Below are 21,797 nucleotides of genomic sequence, written 5' to 3'. Positions count from 1 at the left end.
TTAGTTTCCTAGGAAACTAATTTTAAATTAGGAGTGATTATATGTTATTTCATAAAAAATCTATACTTATATATTTGATTATTTTAATTTCTTTTTTTACTCTTTTAATAGGCACAGTTGCTGTACAGATGAATATTCCTTACTCTTCTAGAGCTCATTTAGAATATCAAATTTCACCGGTATATAGTAAAGTTTCTGGAAGTGTTGATAAAATATTTGTTAAAAATGGAGAAACTGTAAGTTGTAATCAACCACTTTTCTCAATTGATAATAAAGTTTATACTGCTTCATACATATCCGCTTTAGGAAAATATAATGAGGTTTTAGATTCAGTAAAAAATTTAAAAAATGATATTGAAAAAACTAAGGAGATTGTAGAAAAAAATAGAATTATTTTTCTTCAAAATCAAAAAGAGCTTCTTAAATTTGAAACTCTATATAGGAAGAATTTCATAAGTGAACTGGATTTAGATAATATGAGAAATAAACTTTTAGACTCAGAAAAAACATTAAATAACAGTGAAAATGATCTGAAAAATTTACAGATTAAATATAAAAAAAATGAGGACTCCACTCCCTCAATTTTAATAGCAAAAGGAACTTTAAATCAGGCTAAAATAAATCTTGATAATACCACTATTCTATCTCCTATGAAAGGTGAGGTAGTTATGGATAATTTCTATGAAAATACCTTTGTCAAAGAGAATAGCACTCTTTTCTACATAAAAAATGATGATATTTTAAAGGTAAATGTTGATTTAAAAGAGAAAAATATTAGCTCCATCACTCGTGGTAGAAAAGCTCTTATACTTTTTGATGGCATCCCTGGAGTTATTTTTAAGGGAGAGGTTGAAAATATTAGCCCTATTTTAGCGCAAGGATATAGTTCCTCTAACACTTTGGTCAATATTCCTGAGGATAACCGTTGGATAAGAGATAATGGTAAAATTAGAGTTTCTCTCATTGTGGAAAACTCTCAAAGTATTAAAAATCTATCCAGTGGTTCTATGGCTTCTGTTATCCTACTTTCAAAGGATAATAATATTTTCTATAATCTTATGGCTAAGATATGGATACATATTATAAAGGTGTTTAACTATGTATATTAATGACTATTCAAAAGATATTTTAAGAACTCTATTTGCCATAACCATTGGACTTTTAGTAAGTAAGTATACAAATCTATCTTTTAACTTTCAAATCCCTGTGGTGGCCTTTGGGATTGTCACTGGGATGACCTCCTTTTCTTTAAAGTTATTTTTGAAAAATTACTTATGGACTGGTGTTTTCGCCACTATTGGATTATTTATCTCTGAGCTTTTTAAAGATAAATTTCTTTTATTTTCATTGCTTACCTTTCTTTTTTTCTTTATATGTTTTTTCCTATCTAACAGATATCAAAATGCTGTTAGAAGTGGTATTTTAGGATATACTTTTATAACTATATACTCCACATATAGTGACAAAATTGTGGAAAATATGGTTATTGATGTCTTTACTGTTACCTTTATAGGTGGTATTATAGGTTGTTTACTTCTATATATTTTTCCAAAGGAGAAAAAAGAGATAAAAAAGTCAAAGATGTCCGCTGATAAAAATAGTCATCCCAAATTTTTTGAGGCTTTTAAAATCACTATAATTATTTTTATTATTTGGATTTTATATATGATTTTTGATATTCGAGACACCTTTTTTGCATATGCCACTCTAGCTGGTATATATACCAATTTAAATTTAGATAAAATACATAAACTGTCTTTTATGAATATTTTTATCCATGTTTTAGGATGCACTATATCCATTATTTTCTCATTTTTAATCAATGGGATAGGAAATAATCCACTTATTTTTTCCTTTGGAATAATGCTCTTTTTCTATCCTTTAATCTACTTGGGGCACTATAGTGATACACCTTCTAAAAGAGGTTTTTACTTTGGAATTGTTAGAGCTACCATTCTACCTATCTGTTTATACTTAACTCCCTATGGTGATATCATAACAAGAGCTTCATCAAGGGCTATCCAAATCACTGTTATGCTTTTATTCTCTATGTTTTTAACTAGACTTATCTTATTTATAGAAGGAGATTCAAATGAATAGAATTAAAATACCTGTTTTAATTTCAAGAATAAGTAAGCTTCAAAGAAAGATTTTAAATGAAAAATTAAAAGATTTTAATTTAGAAGCCTCACAAGGAATAATACTTTTTAAAATTAAAGAGTTGGGAGAGACTTCTCCTAAGCAACTGATTGAAATGGGAATTATTGAAAAACCAGCCATAAGTAAAACTTTAACAAAGCTGGAAAAACTTGGATATATTGAAAAAATACCCTCTTTAAAGGATGCTCGAAGTTTCTCTGTCAATTTAACAAAAGATGGAGAAAGAGTAGAGAACTGTGTGAATGAGTTTATTGAGGAGTTAAATAATAAGTTCCAACTAATTTTAAATGAAAATAGTTTAAATCAATTGGAAAATCTGCTTACACTTCTTGAAAATGAATCAATAAAAAAATAGCTGAAATAATTTCAGCTATTTTTATTTATTTTGTTCCAAATATTCTATCTCCACAATCTCCTAATCCAGGATAGATATATCCATTAGAATCTAATCCTTGATCTATTTTAGCTGTGTAGATTGCTACATCTGGATGTGTTTGTAAAACTTTTGCAATCCCCTCTGGAGCAGCTACTAAACACATAAATACTATGTTTTTAACACCTGCATTTTTTAAGTAATCGATTGCATATATTGCAGATCCACCTGTTGCTAACATTGGGTCAACTAATATAACTTGTTTATTTTGAACATCTACAGGAAGTTTGCAATAATAATATACTGGTTCTAGAGTTTCTTCATTTCTATAAACTCCTATATGCCCTATTTTAGCTGTTGGAATCAATGATACTATACCATCTACCATTCCTAATCCAGCTCTTAAAATAGGTACAACTGCGATGTTTGTTCCCAATGTATATCCAGTTGTTTTCATCAGAGGAGTCTCAACCTCTATTTCATCTAAAACTAAATTTTTTGTTACTTCATAAGTCATCAGCTTAGATATCTCATTTAAGTTCTCTCTAAATGATTTAGTATCCGTGTTTTTGTTTCTTAACAGCGTTAATTTATGTTGTATCAGCGGATGATTTATTTCTATTACAGCCATTTTAACCTCCCTAGTTTATATTACTTTAAAAAAAAACAGGACATAGTCCCGTTTTCTTATTTCTTTAATCCAAACTTCTTGTTGAACTGCTCTACTCTTCCAGCTGCGTCTACGAACTTAGCTTTTCCAGTGTAGAATGGGTGACAGTTTGAACAAACAGCTATTTTAAGCTCGTCTCCCTTTGCTAAAGTTGATCTTGTTTCAAATTTGTTTCCACATGTACAATCAACAGTTATTACTTTGTACTCTGGATGAATTCCTTTTCTCATTAATTTCACCTTCCTAAAATCTTTCTATTTATCGTAAAGATTTTATCATAATTTTTTAACTTTTGCAACATTTTTTTACTAAAAGAATAAAGTTTTTTACTAATTTTTCCTCTTCTTTCTTTTTATTTTTTGTGATTTTATGTTAAAATAATATAAAACTTTAGAGGGAGAATTATGGCTATAAAATACTATGCTTTTATTATAGATAAGGAAAATTATTCTGGGGTGGTAACTTCATGGTCAGAGTGCCAAAATATTACAAAGGGAAAAAGTGCTAGATACAAATCCTTTAAAAGTGAAGTTGAAGCAAAAGAGTGGCTAAAAAATGGTGGTCTATATGAAGATAAAAAATTAAAAATTCAAGAAGCTAAATCAAAATTGGAGGATGCTATCTACTTTGATGCAGGTACAGGACGTGGAATAGGTGTGGAAGTGCGTGTTACCGACGCCCTAGGACTATCTCTACTGGATAATATTCTTCCAGAGAAGATGATAAATGAGTTTGGAAACTATTTAGCTCCCCCAGAAAGTACAAATAACTATGGGGAATTAATTGGAGTATACCTAGCAATTGATATCGCTTTAAGAAAAAGAAATTTCAAAATTTTTGGAGATAGTAAATTAATTATTGATTATTGGTCTAAAGGGCATTATAATAAATCGACACTCAGTGATAAAACTATAAATCTTATTCAAAAAACTACAGAGAAAAGAAAACAGTTTGAAAGTTTAGGCGGAACTATTCAACATATATCTGGAGATATTAATCCTGCAGATTTAGGTTTTCACAAATAATTTTAGGAGGGATATATGGAGTTTGAACTATTTGATAGACTACATCTTTTTTACATTTTGGGATATTCTTTACTTTTTTTATTTCTTTATATTGGAGTTGCCCACAGCCCGCAACCTAAAAAAGTTATGAGAGTTATTTCATTTGTTATATTATTAATTAAATGTGGGGAACTTTTCATTAAATATAAACTTATTGGAGAGGCTTGGTATCAAATACTTCCACTACATCTTTGTAATATAACCCTTATATTTGCTGTATTTGGATCTATATTTAGATTTACTCCATTTTTATATGCAACTTTTTTCTGGTCCATTGGAGCTATATTTGCACTATTGACACCTGAAGTGAGAGAGACTTTTCCACACTTTTTTAATATAAGTTTCTTCTCCACGCACTTTTACATAATTTTTGTTGCTATAACAGAATATAAGATTTTCAACCTAAGACCCTCTTGGGAGTCTTGGACTGGCTCATTTCTTGGAATAAATATAATTGCAGTTGGGGTTTATTTTATAAACACTGTTCTTGGAACAAACTATCTTTATATAAATAGAAAACCTTCATTCTCATCTCCTTTAGACTATTTTGGAGATTGGCCCTACTATATAATAGTGGTTGAGTTAACCTATATAGTACTAACTTTACTCCTACTATTTCTATTCAAAAAAAAGGATTATAAAATAAAAGTAAACAGGTAGAATACTCTACCTGTTTTTTACATTATTACTAGGATATCTTTAATCTCTTTTAGCTTATCCAACGTTTCAGATGAAACTTTCACCCTATATGTCACTCTCTCATTAAAATCCTTATTTATCAACTCTTCATTCCCACTTATAAGAAGAGATTCAACTTCATTTATTTTTTCATATGAAAAATCTAAAAGACACTCATCTCTCTCTATAAACTCTGTTACTTCTCCCTCTAAAATAGCTAATTTTGCAGTTTTAGCATAGTTTCTAACCAGTCCGCCAGCACCTAATTTTATTCCACCAAAATATCTAGTTGCCACTACAACTACATTATTTACCTCCATATAGGTCAATATCTCCCCCATAGGTTTTCCCGCAGTTCCACTTGGCTCTCCATCATCATCAGCTTTAAAGTACTCCTGACCACTATCTATCACTCTATATACTGTGCAATTATGAGTTGCATCTGGATGCATCTCCCTTATCATATCTATAAAGTCCTCTGCTTCCTCTTTACTTGAAATTGGTTTAGCATACCCTATAAATTTAGATTTCTTCTCTTCAAACTCTATTCTAACCGCTTTTTTTATGCTTTTCATCTCTTTTAACTCCTAATTATTAAATCTACAACTCCTAATAACATATTGTATATAGGAGACATCACTCTACTTAAAACTCCAAAATAACTAAGGGCTATTATAAATAAAATACCATATGTATCCAATGTAAATATTTTAATTCTATTCTCATCATTTAAAAATGATGCTACAACCCTTGACCCATCCAAAGGTGGAATAGGCAAAAGATTAAATGTTCCTAGAGCCATATTTATAATTATAAAATAGACTGATAGATCATTAAAAGGTATCACTCCATATCTTATTAAAATCGCTCCTAATATCATTAAAAAGTAGTTTGTCAACACCCCTGCTATAGAAACTAAAAACTCTCCCACTCTTCCATTTTTAAAAGCGAAATAGTTTACAGGTACTGGCTTTGCCCATCCTATTATAAAGTTAGAACCACTTAATAACATAAAAATAGGTATTAGTGCCCCTATGGGATCCAAATGTTTCAATGGATTCAAAGATAGTCTCCCAGAATATTTGGCTGTTTTATCTCCACAAAAAAGTGCCATATATCCATGAGCTAACTCATGTAAAACTAAAGAAAAAAGTAAAATTATAACTTTAAAAACAATCATCAATTATCACCTCATGTAAATAGCTTAGCATAATTATAATTCCAAAGTCAAATATGGAATTTTACTTATAATATCTACACTTCTTATTAAAATTATATAGCTATAATATACTAACGGTGCTGTTAAAAAACCTAAGTAAAAATTTGATAAAAATAGGGTTAAAAAACTGGTCACTATGAAAATCGACGCTATTGGAATAATTAAGATATTACTAAAAATTGAAAATATAGGTACAGTTTTAAAAAACATGTAAAAAATTGGAGTCATAAAGATTTGAATCACAAAGGTCATCACTACTGCATTTAATACTTTCTCTATAAAGACAGATCTATTTTTTAATTTTGGTATTTTTTTATAAATAAATATTATTGAAAAAACAGCCACATAGGACATCCAAAATGAGATTGAATATATCCATGCTGGATAGACTAAAAGAGAGATACCAAAAGCTAATATCAAGCTTTTTCCACTGTTTACTTTTTCGTATAAGATATTTCCCAATAAATAGATAACAGCCATTATATATGCTCTAAACACAGAGGGCGATTTTCCAATAGCACAGACATACACTGTTAAAATACATAGAATTAAAATATATCGAATCTGTTTTTTTAAATTTAATTTCAAAAATAAAGAGTCCATACCCAAAATAATAACCCCTATATGCAATCCTGATATAACTAGTATATGAGCGGTTCCTGTATATCTAAACATCTCTTTTATAGAGTCCATCAACAGATACCCCTCCCCTAGAATAGTTGCCCTTAAAAAATGCTCTAAATCTATTGAATAATCTTCGGTAATTTTTTTTATTCTATCTATATAAAACTCCTTTAATATACCCTTTTTTTCTTTATATCTCTCCACCTCTAAGCTATACTGTGTTCCCCATTTCGATTGTTCTATTTTTTTCACCCTACCATACACTATTTTTTCTCCATCTGGTACTCTATCAACCAAAAAATAGATGTTTTTCGTTGGATATTTTCCATTTATTGTATCTACTCTCCCCTTAGATGCATCCACTCTTCCAATTATCTCCACATAGCTCCCAATCTCAACCCTCTCTTTAAAAGTTGTCCAAAACAACCTAAAAAAGAAAATTGAGGCAAACATTATAATTAGTGCCCCAATCTCTATTTTTTTCAACATGCTCTCCTATTCACTATATTTAAAATAAAATATATATGAGATTACAAAAGATACTGCTGAAAATATTGCTGATGAGTAGATTCCAAATTTTGTTACCTCACCACTTCCTCTTAAAACAAGCATTAAAGGCAATACCACTATTGACACTAAAAAAGCCATTTTAAGAAAGAATCCCTGAATTCCAAAACATACTCCCTCAATTCTATTGTTTATTCTTTTACTTATTTTTTCACTTATATCACTCATCATAGCTGGTGGAAATATAAAAGCTGCTCCTGATATTGGAATTCCCAAAAGAGTAAATATTAAAAATCCATATTTAACAGGAATTACCTTTCCAAGCAGTGCTAAAGATATAGTTAATCCCACCAGTCCTATCAGGGATGCTAGCATTATTTTTCTATAACCAAATTTTCTAGAAAGCTTATTTACTGGATAGAAAAATAGAGCTGATGCTCCAAATAATAGAGCTGATGCTATGGTAATAGTCTCCTTCCCATAGCCCATTATATCCTCAACATAATAGTTCATCATGGCTCTTAAAGAGTTAAATCCCACAAAGAAAAATAACAGTCCTAAAAGATAATTTCTAAAATCTTTATCCTTTATAACCTCTTTTAATATCTCCTTTATATTTCCAACATGTTCAACAGGTCGTGAGTATCTCTTTTCAGGAACTAAAAATACAGTTACATACAATCCTAAAGCACAAAGTACACTAAGTGATATAACCATTCCCCTAATTCCTACTAGAGTATCTCCATTCCCAAAATATTTTATCAAAACTCCAGGTAAAATCATCGCTATTGCACTGTATAACAGTCTAAAAACTGATTGCCATGTAGATAGATTCAGTCTCTCCTCTGAGCTCTCTCCAATCTCTGGTATTAACGCGTTATAGGGCGCTCCTACAATAGTGTAAAAAGTAAAGAACAGTGATCCAATCACAGCCAAATATATAAATGTACCTTTTTCACTTGCCAGTGGTGGATAAAAAAAAGCAACTGTTGTAATTGATAAAGGAATTGCTCCCACTGCTATAAATGGGATTCTTCTTCCCCATCTACTGTTAAATTTATCCGATAAATAACCTACCACTGGGTCTGATATCATATCTACAACCCTTGAAATAGCTAGGGCTAACGAGATTAAAACTGGAGTCAAAAAAGGTTTTAATCCAGAACTCTCTGGGGGAAGATAGAAGTATAGTATCCATTGAGCAAATATCTGATCCACTATGGCATAACTAACCCCTACTCCATAAAATATCTGTGTTGCTAAAGGTATTCTCTGTCTCAAATTTTATCCTCCTCTATTCTATTTATTAAGTAATTTTTTATGTTAAGTTTTGGATTCTCTAAAACTATTTCTAAAGATTTTTCCAAATAGGTCTTTATCTCCACTCCATTTACAACACCTATATTTAATAGATCTTTGCCAGAAATAGCTAAATCTTTAAAAAAAATAGGTTCATTATTATTTAAAATCTCCTCAAATTTATCTCTTACTTGTGAAAAATTTCTCTCTAATTCTTTTATCTCCAATAGGTTTTTAAAATCATCTATCCCAATTTTTGATATTAATCTCTTTATCTCATATCTATTGGATATCTCACTGAGGCTACTTAAATTTTGCACTATATTTAAAATAGATTTTTTGCTTCTGTTATCTAACCTTAAAAAATCTAACTCCTCTTGGCTTTTAAAAAATATTATAGAGAGTTTAATAATTAAACTTTCATTTTGGGATATATCTATTTTTTTCAATTTTTCTAAAATACTCTCACATTTTATTATTTTATCTGTTTTTGGAAATAGCTCTTTAAATATGCCTAAAGAGTGTAATAGATAGAGTGATTCACTGGATTTTTTTCCTTTTAACATCTTGAAAAACTCATCCTGAACTCTCTCAATAGCCACTCTTTTTATCTCTTTTCCACCATTTAAAATCTCCTGTTTAGTACTCTCTAGAATAGTTAGGTCCTTTTCTCCAGCAATTCTTATACCTCTTAAAACTCTAAGGGGATCCTCCTCTATCCTTTTTTTACCCTCTCCAACAAATCTTAAAATTCTATTTTTTATATCCTCTTTTCCTAACTCAGATGAGTAAATCAATCTCTTTCCATCAAAGGCAATTGCATTCACTGTGAAATCTCTTCTTTTTAAATCCTCACCTATATCTTTTATAAACTCCACTTCCAATTTATTTCTAAATGCGGTAAATTTTATATCTTTCCTCAATTTAGCTATCTCATATTTTTTCCCATTAAAACTTATTTGAACTATTCCAAAAGCTTTTCCTATCTCTTTTGGAGCATAATTTTTAAAAATCTCTTTCAACTTCTCATAGTCTATATCTGTACAAAAATCACAATCTTTTGGTTCAAAGCCCAATAGGCAATCTCTTATATAGCCACCAACTATATACCCTTTTCCATGGCTATTCAATATATCTAATATCTTTTTTATATCCTTAGTAACTTTTATTTTTTCCATAGTACCTCTACTTTATAATTATAGGTATTTTTCTATCTTCATAGGGATTTACCATTGAATATATCTTACTGGCTATCTCATTCTGTTCTAAAAGCTCCAATGATCTCTTATCTAAATTTTTTTGTATATTTTTTAAAGATGTCAAAATCTCTATATCTTTTTCTTTTAATTTTTTTAAATAACGTTGTCCAGACGACGTAAACCCCAATACTCTTACATATGGTACACTCTCTTTTACCTCTTTTGTCTGTTTCTTATCTATACCTAATAAAATATGGATTAAAACTCTTTGAACTCTTCCTAAGGTGTATCTTCTACTCTTTATTTTCTCAAAAAAACTTTCAAAATCTCTAGATATAAATGCGGCCTCATAGATTTTATTCTCATATCCCTGCTCAATATCTTGGATTTTTTCCAATTGGTTTTTTCCAGAAAGAATTTTATATCTTATTAGATCATAAAAGTCCTCTAATTTTGCAAATTTATTCTCCTTTAAAGCATTTTTTAAAACTTCATATGTCACTGAGGGAACAACATCTTTAATCTCCTCTCCAATCTGCAATTTTTTTCTAATTCCAGTGGCACTGGATATTCCATCTTCCACTCCCTCTGAGTAGTATCCACTTTTCTCCCTTTTTATAGCCACAGGTTTCATAGAACTTTTCCAAAAATCCAAAGCTTTTATATACTCCACTCCCAAGATATCATTTGAATCTAACTCCTCTTTTTCCTCTAAAGACTTTAAGCTATTTGAATAGGCAGTTGGATATGAACATCCCTCTTTTAACTGCTTTTTCAACTCCTCTTTAAAATCTTCTCGCTCCTCTAATTTGGCTCTTTTCACAAGTTTCTCCGTATTTCCAGATTCAGATCCAAAAACTATTTTTTTGGTTTTCATTAAATCCAAAATACCCACAGCCCCTCTAGCAAATATCTCTGCACTTTGAGTAGAATAAAATACTGGCAACTCAACCACAATATCCACCCCATTTTTTAGTGCTAATTCCGCTCTACTCCATCTATCTATTAAAGCTGGTTCTCCCCTTTGAACAAAATCCCCACTCATAACAGCTATAACGATATCTCCCTGCTCCTTTGCCTTTAAGCAGTGATATTTATGACCATTATGAAAAGGGTTGTATTCAACTACTATTCCAACTGCTTTTTCCATATAAACACCTCGTATTTTATTTATTATATTATAATTCATTTAAATAATTTATCCGAGAAAAATTTACATTTTTTTAAATATAGTTTATAATATGGATTATCTAAATTTTTATTAGGCGGTGATTACATGCTTTTAGCTGTAGATATTGGAAATACTCACATTGTTACAGGACTACTTGATCCTAAAGGAGATGTGCTACTTAGCTTTAGAGTATCTTCAAATGAAAAATTAACAGAGGATGAATACTTTTCATATTTAAAAAATATATGCGATTTTAATGGTGTTGAAATTAAAAATCTAAATGGTATCGTTATCTCTTCAGTTGTTCCAAACTTAATAGGAATATTTCAATTCTTAGGAAGAAAATATTTTAAAATCGAACCTATGATTGTAGATTTAAATCTAAAATTACCATTTTCTTTTGCTGAAAATCTTCAAATAAATGGTTTTGGAGCTGACAGAATAATTGATATCGCTCAGGCTATTATCGATTATCCAAACAGAAACTTGGTTATTTTTGACCTTGGAACTGCGACTACATATGAGGTTTTAAAAGATGGAATATACATAGGAGGAGGAATTCTTCCAGGTATTGAGATGTCTATAAATGCCCTATTCGGAAATACTGCAAAGCTTCCAAAAGTTAAGTTCAGCACACCTGAAAGTGTCCTTGGAAAAAATACTGCTGAGCAAATTCAAGCAGGTATCTTTTACGGTTATGCTGGACAATTGAAGAATATTATCCATGAGATTAAAAAAATTGTTCCTAATCCATATGTTATAGCTACAGGAGGTCTTGGTAAAATTCTTTTTGCTGAGATTCAGGAGATTGATGAGTATTGTCCTGAACTTAGTTTAAGAGGTCTTTATACACTTTATCAAATGAACAAATAAAAAAATCAAGGGGGTATCTATGAAAAAAATTATTTTTATGTTTTTTATTTTGGTTCAGTCTATTTTTTCTAAAGAGATTTTGGTTAGTGGGGCAGCTTCGTTAAAGGAATACTTGGAAAAGAATATTGAGGAGTATAAAAAAATTGATCCAGACCTTAATATCTCATTAAATCTAGGTGGATCTGGAACTTTAAAAAGACAACTTGAACAGGGTGGAGAAGTGGATATTATATTTCTTGCCAATAGGGACTACATGATAGATTTAAAAAAGAATAACTATATTTTTGATGAGGAGCCTATCTTAGAAAACTCTTTAGTTTTGATACAAAATAATAACTCCTCCTCAAACGGTGGTACTTTGGCCATAGGAGATCCTAAATATGTGCCTGCTGGTCAATATGCCACAGAGGTTTTAGATCACTTACCTATTAAAGATTACTCTTTAGTTTATGGAAAAGATGTTAGAAGTGTTCTTTCATATGTTGAATTGGGAGAAGCTGATTTTGGAATAGTTTACTTAACAGATACTAAATTACTAAAAAATTCCAAAGTTATTGAAGTTTTCCCCAAAAATCTACATAAACCAATTGAATACTCAATTGGAATTTCAAAGTCTACAAAAAATAAAGAGGATTCAGAGAAATTTTTACAATTTTTAAGAGGAAAAGGTTGGGAATGATTAGTCCTTTAAAAATCTCTCTATCTATCGTTTCTTTATCTCTTATTTTTAATGTTGTATTTAGCATAGCTTTTTATTTTACCTTAAAAAAAAAGGATAATTTAAAAAAGATAATAGAGTTTTTTATTACATTACCAATATTTCTACCACCATCTGTTATTGGTTATATGTTAATAATATTTTTGGGAAAGAATAGCTTTTTAGGTGAAATTTTTTATAAACTTTTTGATTTTAGATTTATCTTCTCTTTTCAAGGGGCTACCATTGCAGCGATTATTGTATCCTTACCCATAATATATCAAAGTATTAAGGTCGGCTTTGATACTATTGATAAAGCTTATATTGAAACAGCTCAATGCCTTGGAATTTCTAAAATCAATATGATTAGATACGTGTATCTTCCACTGGGATATAGAAAGGTATTCTCTGGTATTATTCTTGGTACTGGAAGAGCTTTTGGAGAGTTTGGAGCCACAATTTTGATAGCGGGAAATATCCCGGGAAAGACCCAAACTCTTCCTCTTGCGCTTTATTCTGCTATTGAATCAGGAAATTACTCATCGGCCAATAGAGTTTTAGTTATTCTTTTAATTTTTAGTGGTCTATTTTTATCTTCATATATTCTTCTGACAAAAAAAGAGAGCTATTAGCTCTCTTCTTTTTATTATACAGTTGTAATCTCTTTCTCTTTTAAAGCTAAAAGTTGATCGATTGTTTTTATTGTTGCATCTGTTAACTTTTGAACTTCATCTTCAAATCTCTTTAAATCGTCCTCAGTTATCTCTCCATCTTTTTCTAACTTTCTTAAGTTGTTGTTCATATCTTTTCTGATATTTCTTACTGCAACTTTTCCATTTTCAGCTTCTGATTTTGCAAATTTAACATACTCTTTTCTTCTGTCAGCTGTTAACTCAGGAATCATAAGTCTAATAACTTTTCCATCGTTGTTTGGAGTTAATCCTAAATTTGAAGTCATTATAGCTTTTTCAATTGTAGGTATAACCGATTTATCCCAAGGATCGATAACTAATAATCTAGCCTCTGGTGCTGATACAGTTCCAACCTGATTTAATGGCATTAAAGATCCGTACTGCTCTATCTTTATTCCATCTAACATTGAAACGTTAGCTCTTCCAGCTCTTATTGAAGCAAATTTGTGCTTTGTAGATTCTACAGCTTTGTTCATTTTTTCTTTACAATCATTCATCATTACTTGTGCGCTCATTTTACCCTCCTAAAATTATCCGTTTATTACAGTTGTTCCAATCTTTTCACCAAGAACTACTCTTTTTATATTTCCCTCTGTTAATGAATCAAATACAACAATTGGTAATTTGTTCTCTCTACATAAAGAGATTGCAGTGGCATCCATAACTTTTAAATCCTTATTTAAAACCTCTGTATAAGTAACCTCTGTATATTTTTTTGCATCTGCAAATTTTACAGGATCCTTATCATAGATTCCATCTACTTTAGTTGCTTTTATTACAACATCTGCATGGATCTCAATAGCTCTTAAAGCTGCTGCAGTGTCTGTTGTAAAGTATGGATTTCCTGTTCCAGCTCCAAATATTACAACTCTACCCTTCTCTAGATGTCTCTGAGCTTTTCTTTTTATAAAAGGCTCAGCTATTTGAGGCATCTCAATTGCTGTTTGTACTCTTGTTGGTACTCCTAATAACTCAATTGCGTTTTGAAGAGCCATTGCATTTATAACTGTTGCTAACATACCCATATGGTCTCCAGTTACTCTGTCTATCCCTTGTTCAGTTCCAGATAATCCTCTAAAGATATTACCTCCACCGATAACTATTCCTACTTCTACTCCTAAGTCCGCTATCTCTTTTATTTGTCTAGCATACGAAGTTATTGTTTCTGAAGAGATTCCAAATTCTTGGTCTCCCATTAAAGCTTCTCCACTTAATTTTAATAGAATTCTATTATAAACTGGCGTCATCTCAAAACTCTCCTCTATTATCATATTTAGCTTAAAAAAAGGGGGTGCTAAGTCGCACCCCTATACTTTGTTGTATTACGCGTTAAGTTGAGCTGCAACCTCTGCTGCGAAATCTACTTCCTCTTTTTCGATTCCCTCTCCAACTTTGTATCTAGCGAAAGAAACTACTTTAATATCTCCTGCGTACTCTGCAACTGTCTCTTTATTTTCAGCTTTTACGAAGATTTGGTCAACTAAACAGCTCTCCTCGTAGAACTTGTTCATTTTTCCAACTAAAATCTTCTCGATAATTTGAGCTGGCTTTCCTTCAGCCTCTAATTGCTTTCTAGCAATCTCTCTCTCTCTATCTAAATCATCAGTAGTTACAACTGATCTATCAACATATTTAGGATCCATAGCAGCTACGTGCATTGCGATATCTTTTGCTTTAGCAATGTTTGCATCTGTTGCTTCTCCAGTCATCTCAACGATAACTCCTAATTTTCCTCCTAAGTGGTTGTAAGTAGTTACAAACCCTTCAGCAGTAACTTTCTCGAATCTTCTTAGAGACATATTCTCTCCGATTTTTGCGATTAAGTTAGTTATTGTTGTTTCAACTGTAATTCCATCAATTTCAGCAGCTTTTAAGTCCTCAACAGTTTTGATCTCAGGTCTTAAAGCGATCTCTACCATTTTTGCTCCTAAAGCTTTAAACTCATCGTTTTTAGCAACGAAGTCTGTTTCAGAGTTAAACTCTAATACTACTGCAGTTTTGTGGTCAGCAGAAACACCGTCGAATATTAATCCTTCAGCAGCTGTTCTTCCTGATTTTTTAGCAGCTTTAGCAATACCTTTCTCTCTTAGTAAGTCTATCGCTTTCTCGATATCTCCGTTTGTTTCTCCTAATGCCTTTTTACAATCCATCATTCCAGCACCAGTTCTATCTCTTAGTTCTTTTACTAATTTTGCTGTAATCTCTGCCATTTTTTCCTCCTAATTTTTAGAATTTTACATATCTATATAGTACAAGGAATTGAGGGCTATGCACTCAATTCCATTAAATTCAAGTATTTATTACTCAGCTGATCCTTCTTCAACAACGATCTCGTCAGTTGCAACCTCAGCGTTCTCTTTTCCTTGGTTTCCTTCGATGATAGCGTTAGCCATTACAGAAGCGATTAACTTTACTGATCTGATAGCGTCATCGTTTGCTGGAATTGGGTAAGTTACTAAATCTGGATCTACGTTTGTATCGATCATAGCGAATACAGGGATTCCTAATTTAGCAGCTTCTACTACTGCTAGAGTTTCTTTCTTAACGTCTACTACGAATATAGCAGCTGGAACTTCTTTCATATCTTTAATTCCTGATAAGTTTTTAGAAAGTTTTACTAACTCTTTTCTGAAGTTAGCAGCCTCTTTCTTAGTGTAAGCTGTATCTAATGTTCCGTCAGCTTCCATTCTCTCTAACTCTTTTAATCTCTCTACTCTAGTTTGGATAGTTTTGTAGTTTGTTAACATTCCACCTAACCATCTGTTGTTTACGTAGTACATTCCTGATCTTTCAGCTTGATCTTTTACAGCTTCTTGAGCTTGCTTTTTAGTTCCTACGAATAAAACTTTTCCACCGTTAGCTGCGATTTCTCTCATTACAGCGTAAGCTTCCTCGATTTTCTTTAAAGACTTGTGTAAGTCGATTACGTGGATTCCGTTTCTCTCAGTGAAGATGTATTTAGACATCTTTGGATTCCATCTCTTAGCTTGGTGTCCAAAGTGAACTCCAGCTTCAAGTAATTGTTTCATAGTAATTACTGCCATTTTTTAATTCCTCCTAATTTTGGTTATTTCTTCCATTGATCTCAAAACTAAACATCCCCTAAGGGGCACCCTGTTTAGAAATAATCAATGTGCATTTTATTAGCAAATTATTGTATCATTATTTTCTATCTTTGTCAATAAATATATATGCTCCATTTCTTCCTGAGCCTTCCCTGTCTCTTCTATATGAGTGGAAATCATCTCTATATGTGCATAGGTTGTTCAATATAATATTTTCTTTTTTTATTCCTAAATCTATCATAGTATTATAATTAAATTGTTGATTGTCAAAATAATATCTATTTTTTACTTTTAAAAAAACTTTTTCCAAAATATTTGCTTTAAATTTTTCCTTAAATTTTAAAACAAACTCCTCAGATACCTCATAGTTTTCAATTGATATTCCAATTCCAAAGCCCACTACTATATCCTCTAATTTACTTTCAAAGTGTGTTTTTAAAATCTCAATAGCTCTTATTCCAATACCATTAAAACTTCCAACCCACCCTGAATGGACACATCCAAAAGCTCCTGTATTTTTGTCATATAGATATATAGGTAAACAGTCAGCATATTTTGTAAATATAACAACATCCTCTCTTTGAGTTATAAATCCATCTGTATCTTCCAAAAACTCTGGTGTTTTTTCATCTATTATAGCTATATTTGATGAGTGTGTTTGAAAGCCTGAGTACACTTTTTTATCTGAAAGATCCAGTGTTTTCAATATTTTCTCTCTGTCTCTTTCATTTTTAACATCACCTAAAGTTCTGGTTGTATACACTGCTTTTATTCCGAATCTATTAAACTCTTCAAGCTCATAGTAAAAATCTTTCTTTATAAACATTTTAAACTCTCTTTAAACTCCAATGTCTTTTTTAATTTTTTACACAGTTTTTTAAACTCTTCAAAATTTAGACTTTGCTCTCCATCTGATAGTGCACAGCTTGGATTTTGATGAATCTCTACCATAGCTCCATCTGCTCCTGCTAATATACACCCTAAAGTTACAGGTTCAACCAGTGATTTTTTTCCCGTTCCATGGCTTGCATCTACTATTATTGGAAGATGAGACTTCTCTTTTAAAAGAGCTATTGCATTTATATCCACTGTATTTCTAGTAGCTATTTCAAATGTTCTAATTCCTCTCTCACAAAGAATCACATCTTGATTTCCAAAAGCTACTATATACTCTGCTGCCATTAAGAACTCTCTCATTGTTGCACTTAAACCTCTTTTTAAAAGAACTGGTTTATCTGTTTTCCCCAGCTCCTTTAATAGGCTGAAATTTTGCATATTTCTAGCTCCAACTTGAAACATATCTGTATACTTTCCTATTAGCTCTATATCTCTTGTATCCATAACCTCTGTTACCATCAAAAGATCATATTTATCACAAGCCTCTCTCATATACTTAAGTCCCTCTTCTCCCAAGCCTTGAAAATCATATGGAGATGTTCTTGGTTTAAAAGCTCCTCCTCTTAAAAACTCTCCTCCATTCTCTTTTACAACCTTTGCAATCTCCATTATCATATCTTTATTTTCGATTGAACATGGTCCTGCCATCAGTATCATATCTGTTGATCCAATTTTTCTTCCCTTTAACTCTATTATTGTATCCTCTTTTTTAAACTCTCTACTAACAAATTTAAAAGGTTTCCCTATCTTTAAAACCTCCTCCACTATGGAGAAGTTTTTTAAATTCTCTTTAGTTAATCCATCTTTTTTTCCCATTATTCCAATTTTTCTTATGCCACCATCTAGAATCTCTAAAGCTCCATGTCCTGTTTCCTGTATAAATCTTTTTAACTCCAAGATCTCTTCAGATGTAGCCTTCTCTTTTAACACTACATACATTTTTATCACCTAATTTTTTTATTATTATTATATCATATTTATACCAAAACAGTGATTTTTAAATTCACATTTTAAACATTTTTCTTTAGATAATCTTTTTTCCGAAAATATATTTTGCGATATCTGCTCTGTTATCGTATCAAAATTATCAAGAATCTTCTTTTCATCACCTTTGATGTAAGGTACCTCTATTTTTCTTTGATTTTTTATAAAATATATCTCACCACCTATAACTTTTTCATTGGTATTTACAGATAATAAATAACAATAAAGTTTAATCTGTGACACATAGTTCTCCAAGCTCTCTTCATCTAAATTGTCTGTTCCAGTTTTAAAATCTATAACTTTTAATCCTTTGGTATCTTTAATAATTAAATCTAATTTTCCCTCTATGGAGTATCTATCTCTAAATATAAAAAGAGTTCTCTCTGCATCCACTATCTTTTTATCTATATATTCACTTTTTAAATAGTTTTTAACTTGCTCAAATCCAATCTCTAAAATATCCTTATTTAAAGATACTCCATCTCTTTTTCTCATTATATCATAGTTACTATAGTAATCTTTTTCAATACTTTCCGAATTTAGTGTCTCTCCGCTCAATAGCATTCTATTTATATATTCCAAAGATTCATGCACCAAAGTTCCATAGAAATTTTCAGGCGTCTTCTCCCTTTGAAAATCATATATTCTATTCAATCTATATTTATATGGACACTCCTTATATTTTAAAAGATCACCTGTATATGAATAGCTATTTTTTATATCTATTTTATTTGTACTCTCTATATTCAGTTCCGAAAAATTCAACTCTCCTGACAATATATCTGGAATACTCTCATAAACTCTTCTAAATGGAAGAGATGGAACTTGTTTTTTTCCCTTATTAGTTTCTATACAACTTAATATTAAAAGATTTTTGGCCCTAGAAAATGCGGTGTAATAAAGTCTCCAAAAATCAAAATCTTTCACTCTATATTCTGGTTCAAAATCATTATATGGAATATACTTTTTTTCTAAGTGCTCCTCATCATCTCTTTCACCCTCTGGAACACTTTCTAAAGAACCCACAATAACCACGGGAAACTCAAGTCCTTTGGATTGATGAATTGTTAAAAATGAAACTGCTCCTTTCGGTGCATACTCCCTAAGATCTTCATATTCATCCACTCCATTTTGCTTTAAAAATTTCAAATGCATTGTAAAAAAATAATCTCCAACTTTTATAATATTTTCATTACTCAAGCACTGTATTCCCATTATACTATCAGCCTTTTCAACTATCTTTGAAAATATCCCTAAGTTATAGAGCTCTCTATTTTCTAACACTCCATTCTCCATATTCTCAAATATAGTTTTGAAACATTTCAAAGATATTATTTTATAGTATAAACTCAATAATCTTCCTATCCCTTTTTTAATATCACTATATTCAGTTTTTAAAGTTTCTAACTCCTCTTTAAACTCCTCATCGACTTTTCTCTTTTTATCCACAATATTTAAACATTTTTTATAATAGTCCAGTATATCCAACTTATATTCACTTGTATAGACTTTACTTTCATCCCTTAAAATCACATATAAAAATATCCCAATTATTAGGATAATTTCATCTCTGTTAAAGAAGAGGTTGGATCTTGGAGAGTATACACCAATCCCTCTATACTCCAAATAATGAGCTAAAGAAACAATCTTTCTATTTTTTACAGATCTAAATAAAAATGCCACTTGATTATAGTCATCTATCTTTTTAGAATTTTTCATAAAAATTAGAAAATTGGCGATCCGTTCCTGCCACTTATTTTCTGAATCTTCCACAGATAATCTCACCACTCTGGTTCTATCAATATCCTTTTCCTTTGGAACAACCAACTCTTTTGTATGCCTAAAATCGTCCCAGTATAAGCTATCAATCCACTCTCTACAAAAGTTTACAATATCCTTCTCTGATCTATAATTTACCTCTAATTTGACAACTTTACACTGCTTCCCAACTCGTCCTGGAAATTGAAGAATATTCTTAATTGTAGCTCCTCTAAATCTATATATACCCTGATCATCATCACCAACAACACAGATATTTTGATTTTTCCCTCCCATTAAGAATATTAATTTCTCTTGTATGGAGTTGGTATCTTGATACTCATCTATCATTATATATTTTATTCTATTTTGAAAATTTTCAAAAGCTTTTGGACTATCCTTTAAAATTCTATAGGCTTCACACTGAATCATAGAAAAATCTATAACATTATCACTGAAAAGAAGATTTTTATAGATTAAATAACTTTTAGATAGAAAGCTTTCATCCTCTAGTTCCAGCCCCTCTTCACTGAATCTATTGAACCATTTAATCAGATGCTCCCCTATTTTCCAATTGTTTAAATATGTTTTATCCTTAAAAAAATCTTTAAATCCATCAATCTCTTTAAAATACCTTAATTTAGAAAATAGATAAAATTTCTGATCTACATTATCTAAAACTCTATACCCTTTTTTTAAGTTTGAGCTCTCTATATTTTCATCAATTATTTTTAAACAGATAGAGTGAATTGTTCCTATATATAAATTTTCTAAATGTATACTCTCATTTTTTAAACGATCTGTTATTCTTGTTGAAAGTTCTCTTGCAGCTCTTTCTGTAAAAGTAGATACTAAAATCTCCTCAGGTTTTATATTTTTTTCTTTTATCATATAAACCATTCTTTCAACTAAAGTTTTTGTTTTTCCAGATCCTGGACCAGCTATTATAAGTAAAGGTCCATCTATATTCTCCACAGCTTCTTTTTGACTTAAGTTTAAATTCATAATAACCGCCCTTTTTATTTTTAGTATACAAAAAAAACAAAAAAAAATAAAGCTTAGGTTTTCTACCTAAGCTTTAAACTCTTTATTTACTATGCTGTTATCGCTGATACTGGACAAACTCCTGCGCAAGCTCCACAGTCTACACAAGCCTCTCCAATCTCATATTTTCCATTAGCGTCAGCTGATATTGCTGATACTGGGCAAGTTCCCTCGCAAGCTCCACATCCAATACATGTATCTTTATCAATTACGTGCATTCTAAATACCTCCCTATTTTTTATGTTTCTACTCCTACTATACCCAATTAAATGGAAAAAGTCAAGCTATTTTGGTTGAAAAAAATACATTTTTTTCACAAAATTTTGAAAAACAAACTTTAAGTCGGTCGTTAAAACTTAGGATCATTATTACTATACGATGCATCTACCCCTCTTAATGACTGCCCACATACATCACAAATAACACCATCTTTCGATACAACCTTATTATTTGACTTTTGAGCTGTTGTACATCCTACTAGTGAAAATAAAACTGTTGATAATAAAATAAGTCCAAATATTTTTTTCATACTAACCCTCTCCTTTTTTCTTTTTTTGATTTTATACTATACTTTCTATTATTCTACAATCTTATACCTCAAAAATTATATATTCCTTTTTCTTCAAAAAGAAAATTATAAAAAATTGAAAAAATTAGTATTTTTTTCTTCTAAAGAAAAATTACAAAAAATAAAAAAGATTGGCAACTTCCTATCCTCCCAGGGGGCTGCCCCCCAAGTACTTTCAGCGTTTATGGGCTTAACTTCCAGGTTCGAAATGTTACTGGGTGTACCTCCATAGCTATCGTTGCCAATCAATATTTA

The 21,797-nt window shown here is 30.8% G+C and carries 25 protein-coding genes and 1 rRNA gene; 8 read left to right on the top strand and 18 right to left on the bottom strand.

What is annotated here, in order from left to right; translation table 11 throughout:
* The first annotated feature begins 41 nt into the window (after window positions 1-41).
* Genes ACMOUI_RS08910 through ACMOUI_RS08900 form a run of 3 tightly spaced genes read left to right on the top strand, consistent with a single transcriptional unit; the run spans window position 42 to window position 2,515 of the window.
* Window positions 42-1,109, top strand: a complete 1,068-nt coding sequence (locus ACMOUI_RS08910; protein ID WP_418965354.1) for an HlyD family secretion protein — start codon at window positions 42-44, stop codon at window positions 1,107-1,109.
* On the top strand, window positions 1,099-2,100 hold the full coding sequence (locus ACMOUI_RS08905; RefSeq protein WP_418965353.1) for a DUF2955 domain-containing protein: 1,002 nt from the start codon (window positions 1,099-1,101) through the stop codon (window positions 2,098-2,100). The genes ACMOUI_RS08910 and ACMOUI_RS08905 overlap by 11 nt, the downstream gene beginning before the upstream one ends.
* On the top strand, window positions 2,093-2,515 hold the full coding sequence (locus ACMOUI_RS08900; RefSeq protein ID WP_418965352.1) for a MarR family winged helix-turn-helix transcriptional regulator: 423 nt from the start codon (window positions 2,093-2,095) through the stop codon (window positions 2,513-2,515). The genes ACMOUI_RS08905 and ACMOUI_RS08900 overlap by 8 nt, the downstream gene beginning before the upstream one ends.
* Before the next feature lie 25 nt (window positions 2,516-2,540).
* Here ACMOUI_RS08900 and upp read toward each other — a convergent pair whose 3' ends face one another.
* Together upp and rpmE are read right to left on the bottom strand one after the other, a co-directional pair.
* Window positions 2,541-3,164, bottom strand: coding sequence for a uracil phosphoribosyltransferase (gene upp / locus ACMOUI_RS08895; RefSeq protein ID WP_418965351.1), 624 nt, complete (start codon window positions 3,162-3,164; stop codon window positions 2,541-2,543).
* Between the two features lie 56 nt (window positions 3,165-3,220).
* Complete coding sequence (gene rpmE, locus ACMOUI_RS08890) at window positions 3,221-3,433, bottom strand: 50S ribosomal protein L31 (RefSeq protein ID WP_256690113.1); 213 nt, start codon at window positions 3,431-3,433, stop codon at window positions 3,221-3,223.
* A gap of 174 nt (window positions 3,434-3,607) precedes the next feature.
* Here rpmE and ACMOUI_RS08885 point away from each other — a divergent pair, with 174 nt between their 5' ends.
* Together ACMOUI_RS08885 and ACMOUI_RS08880 are read left to right on the top strand one after the other, a co-directional pair.
* Window positions 3,608-4,228, top strand: a complete 621-nt coding sequence (locus tag ACMOUI_RS08885; RefSeq protein WP_418965350.1) for a viroplasmin family protein — start codon at window positions 3,608-3,610, stop codon at window positions 4,226-4,228.
* 15 nt (window positions 4,229-4,243) lie between these two features.
* Window positions 4,244-4,927: a TIGR02206 family membrane protein gene (locus ACMOUI_RS08880; RefSeq protein ID WP_418965349.1), complete on the top strand. Its 684-nt coding sequence runs from the start codon at window positions 4,244-4,246 to the stop codon at window positions 4,925-4,927.
* 17 nt (window positions 4,928-4,944) lie between these two features.
* Here ACMOUI_RS08880 and ACMOUI_RS08875 read toward each other — a convergent pair whose 3' ends face one another.
* From ACMOUI_RS08875 to ACMOUI_RS08850, 6 genes are read right to left on the bottom strand one after another with little or no spacing between them, the layout of a single operon-like run.
* The gene (locus tag ACMOUI_RS08875) at window positions 4,945-5,520 is read right to left on the bottom strand and encodes an IMPACT family protein (protein WP_418965348.1); all 576 of its coding nucleotides are present in this window, start codon (window positions 5,518-5,520) and stop codon (window positions 4,945-4,947) included.
* Between the two features lie 5 nt (window positions 5,521-5,525).
* Entirely contained in the window at window positions 5,526-6,125 is a 600-nt protein-coding gene (locus ACMOUI_RS08870) for a site-2 protease family protein (RefSeq protein WP_418965347.1), read from the bottom strand.
* A gap of 33 nt (window positions 6,126-6,158) precedes the next feature.
* On the bottom strand, window positions 6,159-7,274 hold the full coding sequence (locus ACMOUI_RS08865; RefSeq protein ID WP_418965346.1) for a ComEC/Rec2 family competence protein: 1,116 nt from the start codon (window positions 7,272-7,274) through the stop codon (window positions 6,159-6,161).
* Between the two features lie 9 nt (window positions 7,275-7,283).
* Complete coding sequence (locus ACMOUI_RS08860; protein WP_418965345.1) at window positions 7,284-8,576, bottom strand: MFS transporter; 1,293 nt, start codon at window positions 8,574-8,576, stop codon at window positions 7,284-7,286.
* The gene (locus ACMOUI_RS08855; protein WP_418965344.1) at window positions 8,573-9,772 is read right to left on the bottom strand and encodes a CCA tRNA nucleotidyltransferase; all 1,200 of its coding nucleotides are present in this window, start codon (window positions 9,770-9,772) and stop codon (window positions 8,573-8,575) included. Before ACMOUI_RS08855 ends, ACMOUI_RS08860 begins: the two co-directional genes overlap by 4 nt.
* Window positions 9,773-9,779: 7 nt before the next feature.
* The gene (locus ACMOUI_RS08850; RefSeq protein ID WP_418965343.1) at window positions 9,780-10,943 is read right to left on the bottom strand and encodes a nucleotidyltransferase; all 1,164 of its coding nucleotides are present in this window, start codon (window positions 10,941-10,943) and stop codon (window positions 9,780-9,782) included.
* 126 nt (window positions 10,944-11,069) lie between these two features.
* Between ACMOUI_RS08850 and ACMOUI_RS08845 the strand changes: the two genes are divergently transcribed.
* From ACMOUI_RS08845 to modB, 3 genes are read left to right on the top strand one after another with little or no spacing between them, the layout of a single operon-like run.
* Entirely contained in the window at window positions 11,070-11,837 is a 768-nt protein-coding gene (locus ACMOUI_RS08845; protein WP_418965342.1) for a type III pantothenate kinase, read from the top strand.
* Window positions 11,838-11,856: 19 nt separating this feature from the next.
* Window positions 11,857-12,516: a molybdate ABC transporter substrate-binding protein gene (modA, locus tag ACMOUI_RS08840; RefSeq protein ID WP_418965341.1), complete on the top strand. Its 660-nt coding sequence runs from the start codon at window positions 11,857-11,859 to the stop codon at window positions 12,514-12,516.
* Window positions 12,513-13,166 carry a molybdate ABC transporter permease subunit gene (gene modB, locus ACMOUI_RS08835; protein ID WP_418965355.1) on the top strand — a complete coding sequence of 218 codons (654 nt, stop codon included), beginning with the start codon at window positions 12,513-12,515 and terminating at the stop codon, window positions 13,164-13,166. Before modA ends, modB begins: the two co-directional genes overlap by 4 nt.
* Before the next feature lie 14 nt (window positions 13,167-13,180).
* Here modB and frr read toward each other — a convergent pair whose 3' ends face one another.
* From frr to rrf, 10 genes are all read right to left on the bottom strand, one after another.
* A complete protein-coding gene (frr, locus tag ACMOUI_RS08830) occupies window positions 13,181-13,741 on the bottom strand; it encodes a ribosome recycling factor (RefSeq protein ID WP_418965340.1) in 561 nt (186 codons plus the stop codon).
* A gap of 15 nt (window positions 13,742-13,756) precedes the next feature.
* Window positions 13,757-14,473, bottom strand: coding sequence for a UMP kinase (gene pyrH / locus ACMOUI_RS08825; protein WP_418965339.1), 717 nt, complete (start codon window positions 14,471-14,473; stop codon window positions 13,757-13,759).
* Between the two features lie 75 nt (window positions 14,474-14,548).
* Window positions 14,549-15,436, bottom strand: a complete 888-nt coding sequence (gene tsf, locus ACMOUI_RS08820; RefSeq protein WP_418965338.1) for a translation elongation factor Ts — start codon at window positions 15,434-15,436, stop codon at window positions 14,549-14,551.
* A 90-nt stretch (window positions 15,437-15,526) separates the two neighbouring features.
* Window positions 15,527-16,270: a 30S ribosomal protein S2 gene (gene rpsB / locus ACMOUI_RS08815; protein WP_418965337.1), complete on the bottom strand. Its 744-nt coding sequence runs from the start codon at window positions 16,268-16,270 to the stop codon at window positions 15,527-15,529.
* Between the two features lie 118 nt (window positions 16,271-16,388).
* Window positions 16,389-17,117, bottom strand: coding sequence for a polyphenol oxidase family protein (locus ACMOUI_RS08810; RefSeq protein ID WP_418965336.1), 729 nt, complete (start codon window positions 17,115-17,117; stop codon window positions 16,389-16,391).
* Complete coding sequence (gene aroF / locus ACMOUI_RS08805; RefSeq protein ID WP_418965335.1) at window positions 17,108-18,127, bottom strand: 3-deoxy-7-phosphoheptulonate synthase; 1,020 nt, start codon at window positions 18,125-18,127, stop codon at window positions 17,108-17,110. Before aroF ends, ACMOUI_RS08810 begins: the two co-directional genes overlap by 10 nt.
* Window positions 18,128-18,154: 27 nt before the next feature.
* Complete coding sequence (locus ACMOUI_RS08800) at window positions 18,155-20,935, bottom strand: UvrD-helicase domain-containing protein (RefSeq protein WP_418965334.1); 2,781 nt, start codon at window positions 20,933-20,935, stop codon at window positions 18,155-18,157.
* A gap of 89 nt (window positions 20,936-21,024) precedes the next feature.
* Window positions 21,025-21,192 (bottom strand): 4Fe-4S binding protein, encoded by a 168-nt coding sequence (locus ACMOUI_RS08795; RefSeq protein WP_023052384.1) that lies wholly within the window; start codon window positions 21,190-21,192, stop codon window positions 21,025-21,027.
* Window positions 21,193-21,323: 131 nt separating this feature from the next.
* The gene (locus ACMOUI_RS08790) at window positions 21,324-21,503 is read right to left on the bottom strand and encodes a hypothetical protein (RefSeq protein WP_418965333.1); all 180 of its coding nucleotides are present in this window, start codon (window positions 21,501-21,503) and stop codon (window positions 21,324-21,326) included.
* Window positions 21,504-21,671: 168 nt separating this feature from the next.
* Window positions 21,672-21,788: ribosomal RNA gene (gene rrf, locus ACMOUI_RS08785) — 5S ribosomal RNA — on the bottom strand.
* Between the last annotated feature and the right edge of the window lie 9 nt (window positions 21,789-21,797).

Source organism: Cetobacterium sp. (genome assembly GCF_048470075.1).
GTDB lineage: Bacteria > Fusobacteriota > Fusobacteriia > Fusobacteriales > Fusobacteriaceae > Cetobacterium_A.
Note: the sequence above shows the minus strand (reverse complement) of the source record. Positions and strands in the feature narration are given on the sequence as shown.

Coding starts and splice junctions, on each gene's coding strand:
- ACMOUI_RS08910 (WP_418965354.1), top strand. CDS start 42: ATGTTATTTCATAAAAAATCTATACTTATATATTTGATTATTTTAATT.
- ACMOUI_RS08905 (WP_418965353.1), top strand. CDS start 1,099: ATGTATATTAATGACTATTCAAAAGATATTTTAAGAACTCTATTTGCC.
- ACMOUI_RS08900 (WP_418965352.1), top strand. CDS start 2,093: ATGAATAGAATTAAAATACCTGTTTTAATTTCAAGAATAAGTAAGCTT.
- upp (WP_418965351.1), bottom strand. CDS start 3,164: ATGGCTGTAATAGAAATAAATCATCCGCTGATACAACATAAATTAACG.
- rpmE (WP_256690113.1), bottom strand. CDS start 3,433: ATGAGAAAAGGAATTCATCCAGAGTACAAAGTAATAACTGTTGATTGT.
- ACMOUI_RS08885 (WP_418965350.1), top strand. CDS start 3,608: ATGGCTATAAAATACTATGCTTTTATTATAGATAAGGAAAATTATTCT.
- ACMOUI_RS08880 (WP_418965349.1), top strand. CDS start 4,244: ATGGAGTTTGAACTATTTGATAGACTACATCTTTTTTACATTTTGGGA.
- ACMOUI_RS08875 (WP_418965348.1), bottom strand. CDS start 5,520: ATGAAAAGCATAAAAAAAGCGGTTAGAATAGAGTTTGAAGAGAAGAAA.
- ACMOUI_RS08870 (WP_418965347.1), bottom strand. CDS start 6,125: ATGATTGTTTTTAAAGTTATAATTTTACTTTTTTCTTTAGTTTTACAT.
- ACMOUI_RS08855 (WP_418965344.1), bottom strand. CDS start 9,772: ATGGAAAAAATAAAAGTTACTAAGGATATAAAAAAGATATTAGATATA.
- ACMOUI_RS08850 (WP_418965343.1), bottom strand. CDS start 10,943: ATGGAAAAAGCAGTTGGAATAGTAGTTGAATACAACCCTTTTCATAAT.
- ACMOUI_RS08845 (WP_418965342.1), top strand. CDS start 11,070: ATGCTTTTAGCTGTAGATATTGGAAATACTCACATTGTTACAGGACTA.
- modA (WP_418965341.1), top strand. CDS start 11,857: ATGAAAAAAATTATTTTTATGTTTTTTATTTTGGTTCAGTCTATTTTT.
- modB (WP_418965355.1), top strand. CDS start 12,513: ATGATTAGTCCTTTAAAAATCTCTCTATCTATCGTTTCTTTATCTCTT.
- frr (WP_418965340.1), bottom strand. CDS start 13,741: ATGAGCGCACAAGTAATGATGAATGATTGTAAAGAAAAAATGAACAAA.
- pyrH (WP_418965339.1), bottom strand. CDS start 14,473: ATGACGCCAGTTTATAATAGAATTCTATTAAAATTAAGTGGAGAAGCT.
- tsf (WP_418965338.1), bottom strand. CDS start 15,436: ATGGCAGAGATTACAGCAAAATTAGTAAAAGAACTAAGAGATAGAACT.
- rpsB (WP_418965337.1), bottom strand. CDS start 16,270: ATGGCAGTAATTACTATGAAACAATTACTTGAAGCTGGAGTTCACTTT.
- ACMOUI_RS08810 (WP_418965336.1), bottom strand. CDS start 17,117: ATGTTTATAAAGAAAGATTTTTACTATGAGCTTGAAGAGTTTAATAGA.
- aroF (WP_418965335.1), bottom strand. CDS start 18,127: ATGTATGTAGTGTTAAAAGAGAAGGCTACATCTGAAGAGATCTTGGAG.
- ACMOUI_RS08800 (WP_418965334.1), bottom strand. CDS start 20,935: ATGAATTTAAACTTAAGTCAAAAAGAAGCTGTGGAGAATATAGATGGA.
- ACMOUI_RS08795 (WP_023052384.1), bottom strand. CDS start 21,192: ATGCACGTAATTGATAAAGATACATGTATTGGATGTGGAGCTTGCGAG.
- ACMOUI_RS08790 (WP_418965333.1), bottom strand. CDS start 21,503: ATGAAAAAAATATTTGGACTTATTTTATTATCAACAGTTTTATTTTCA.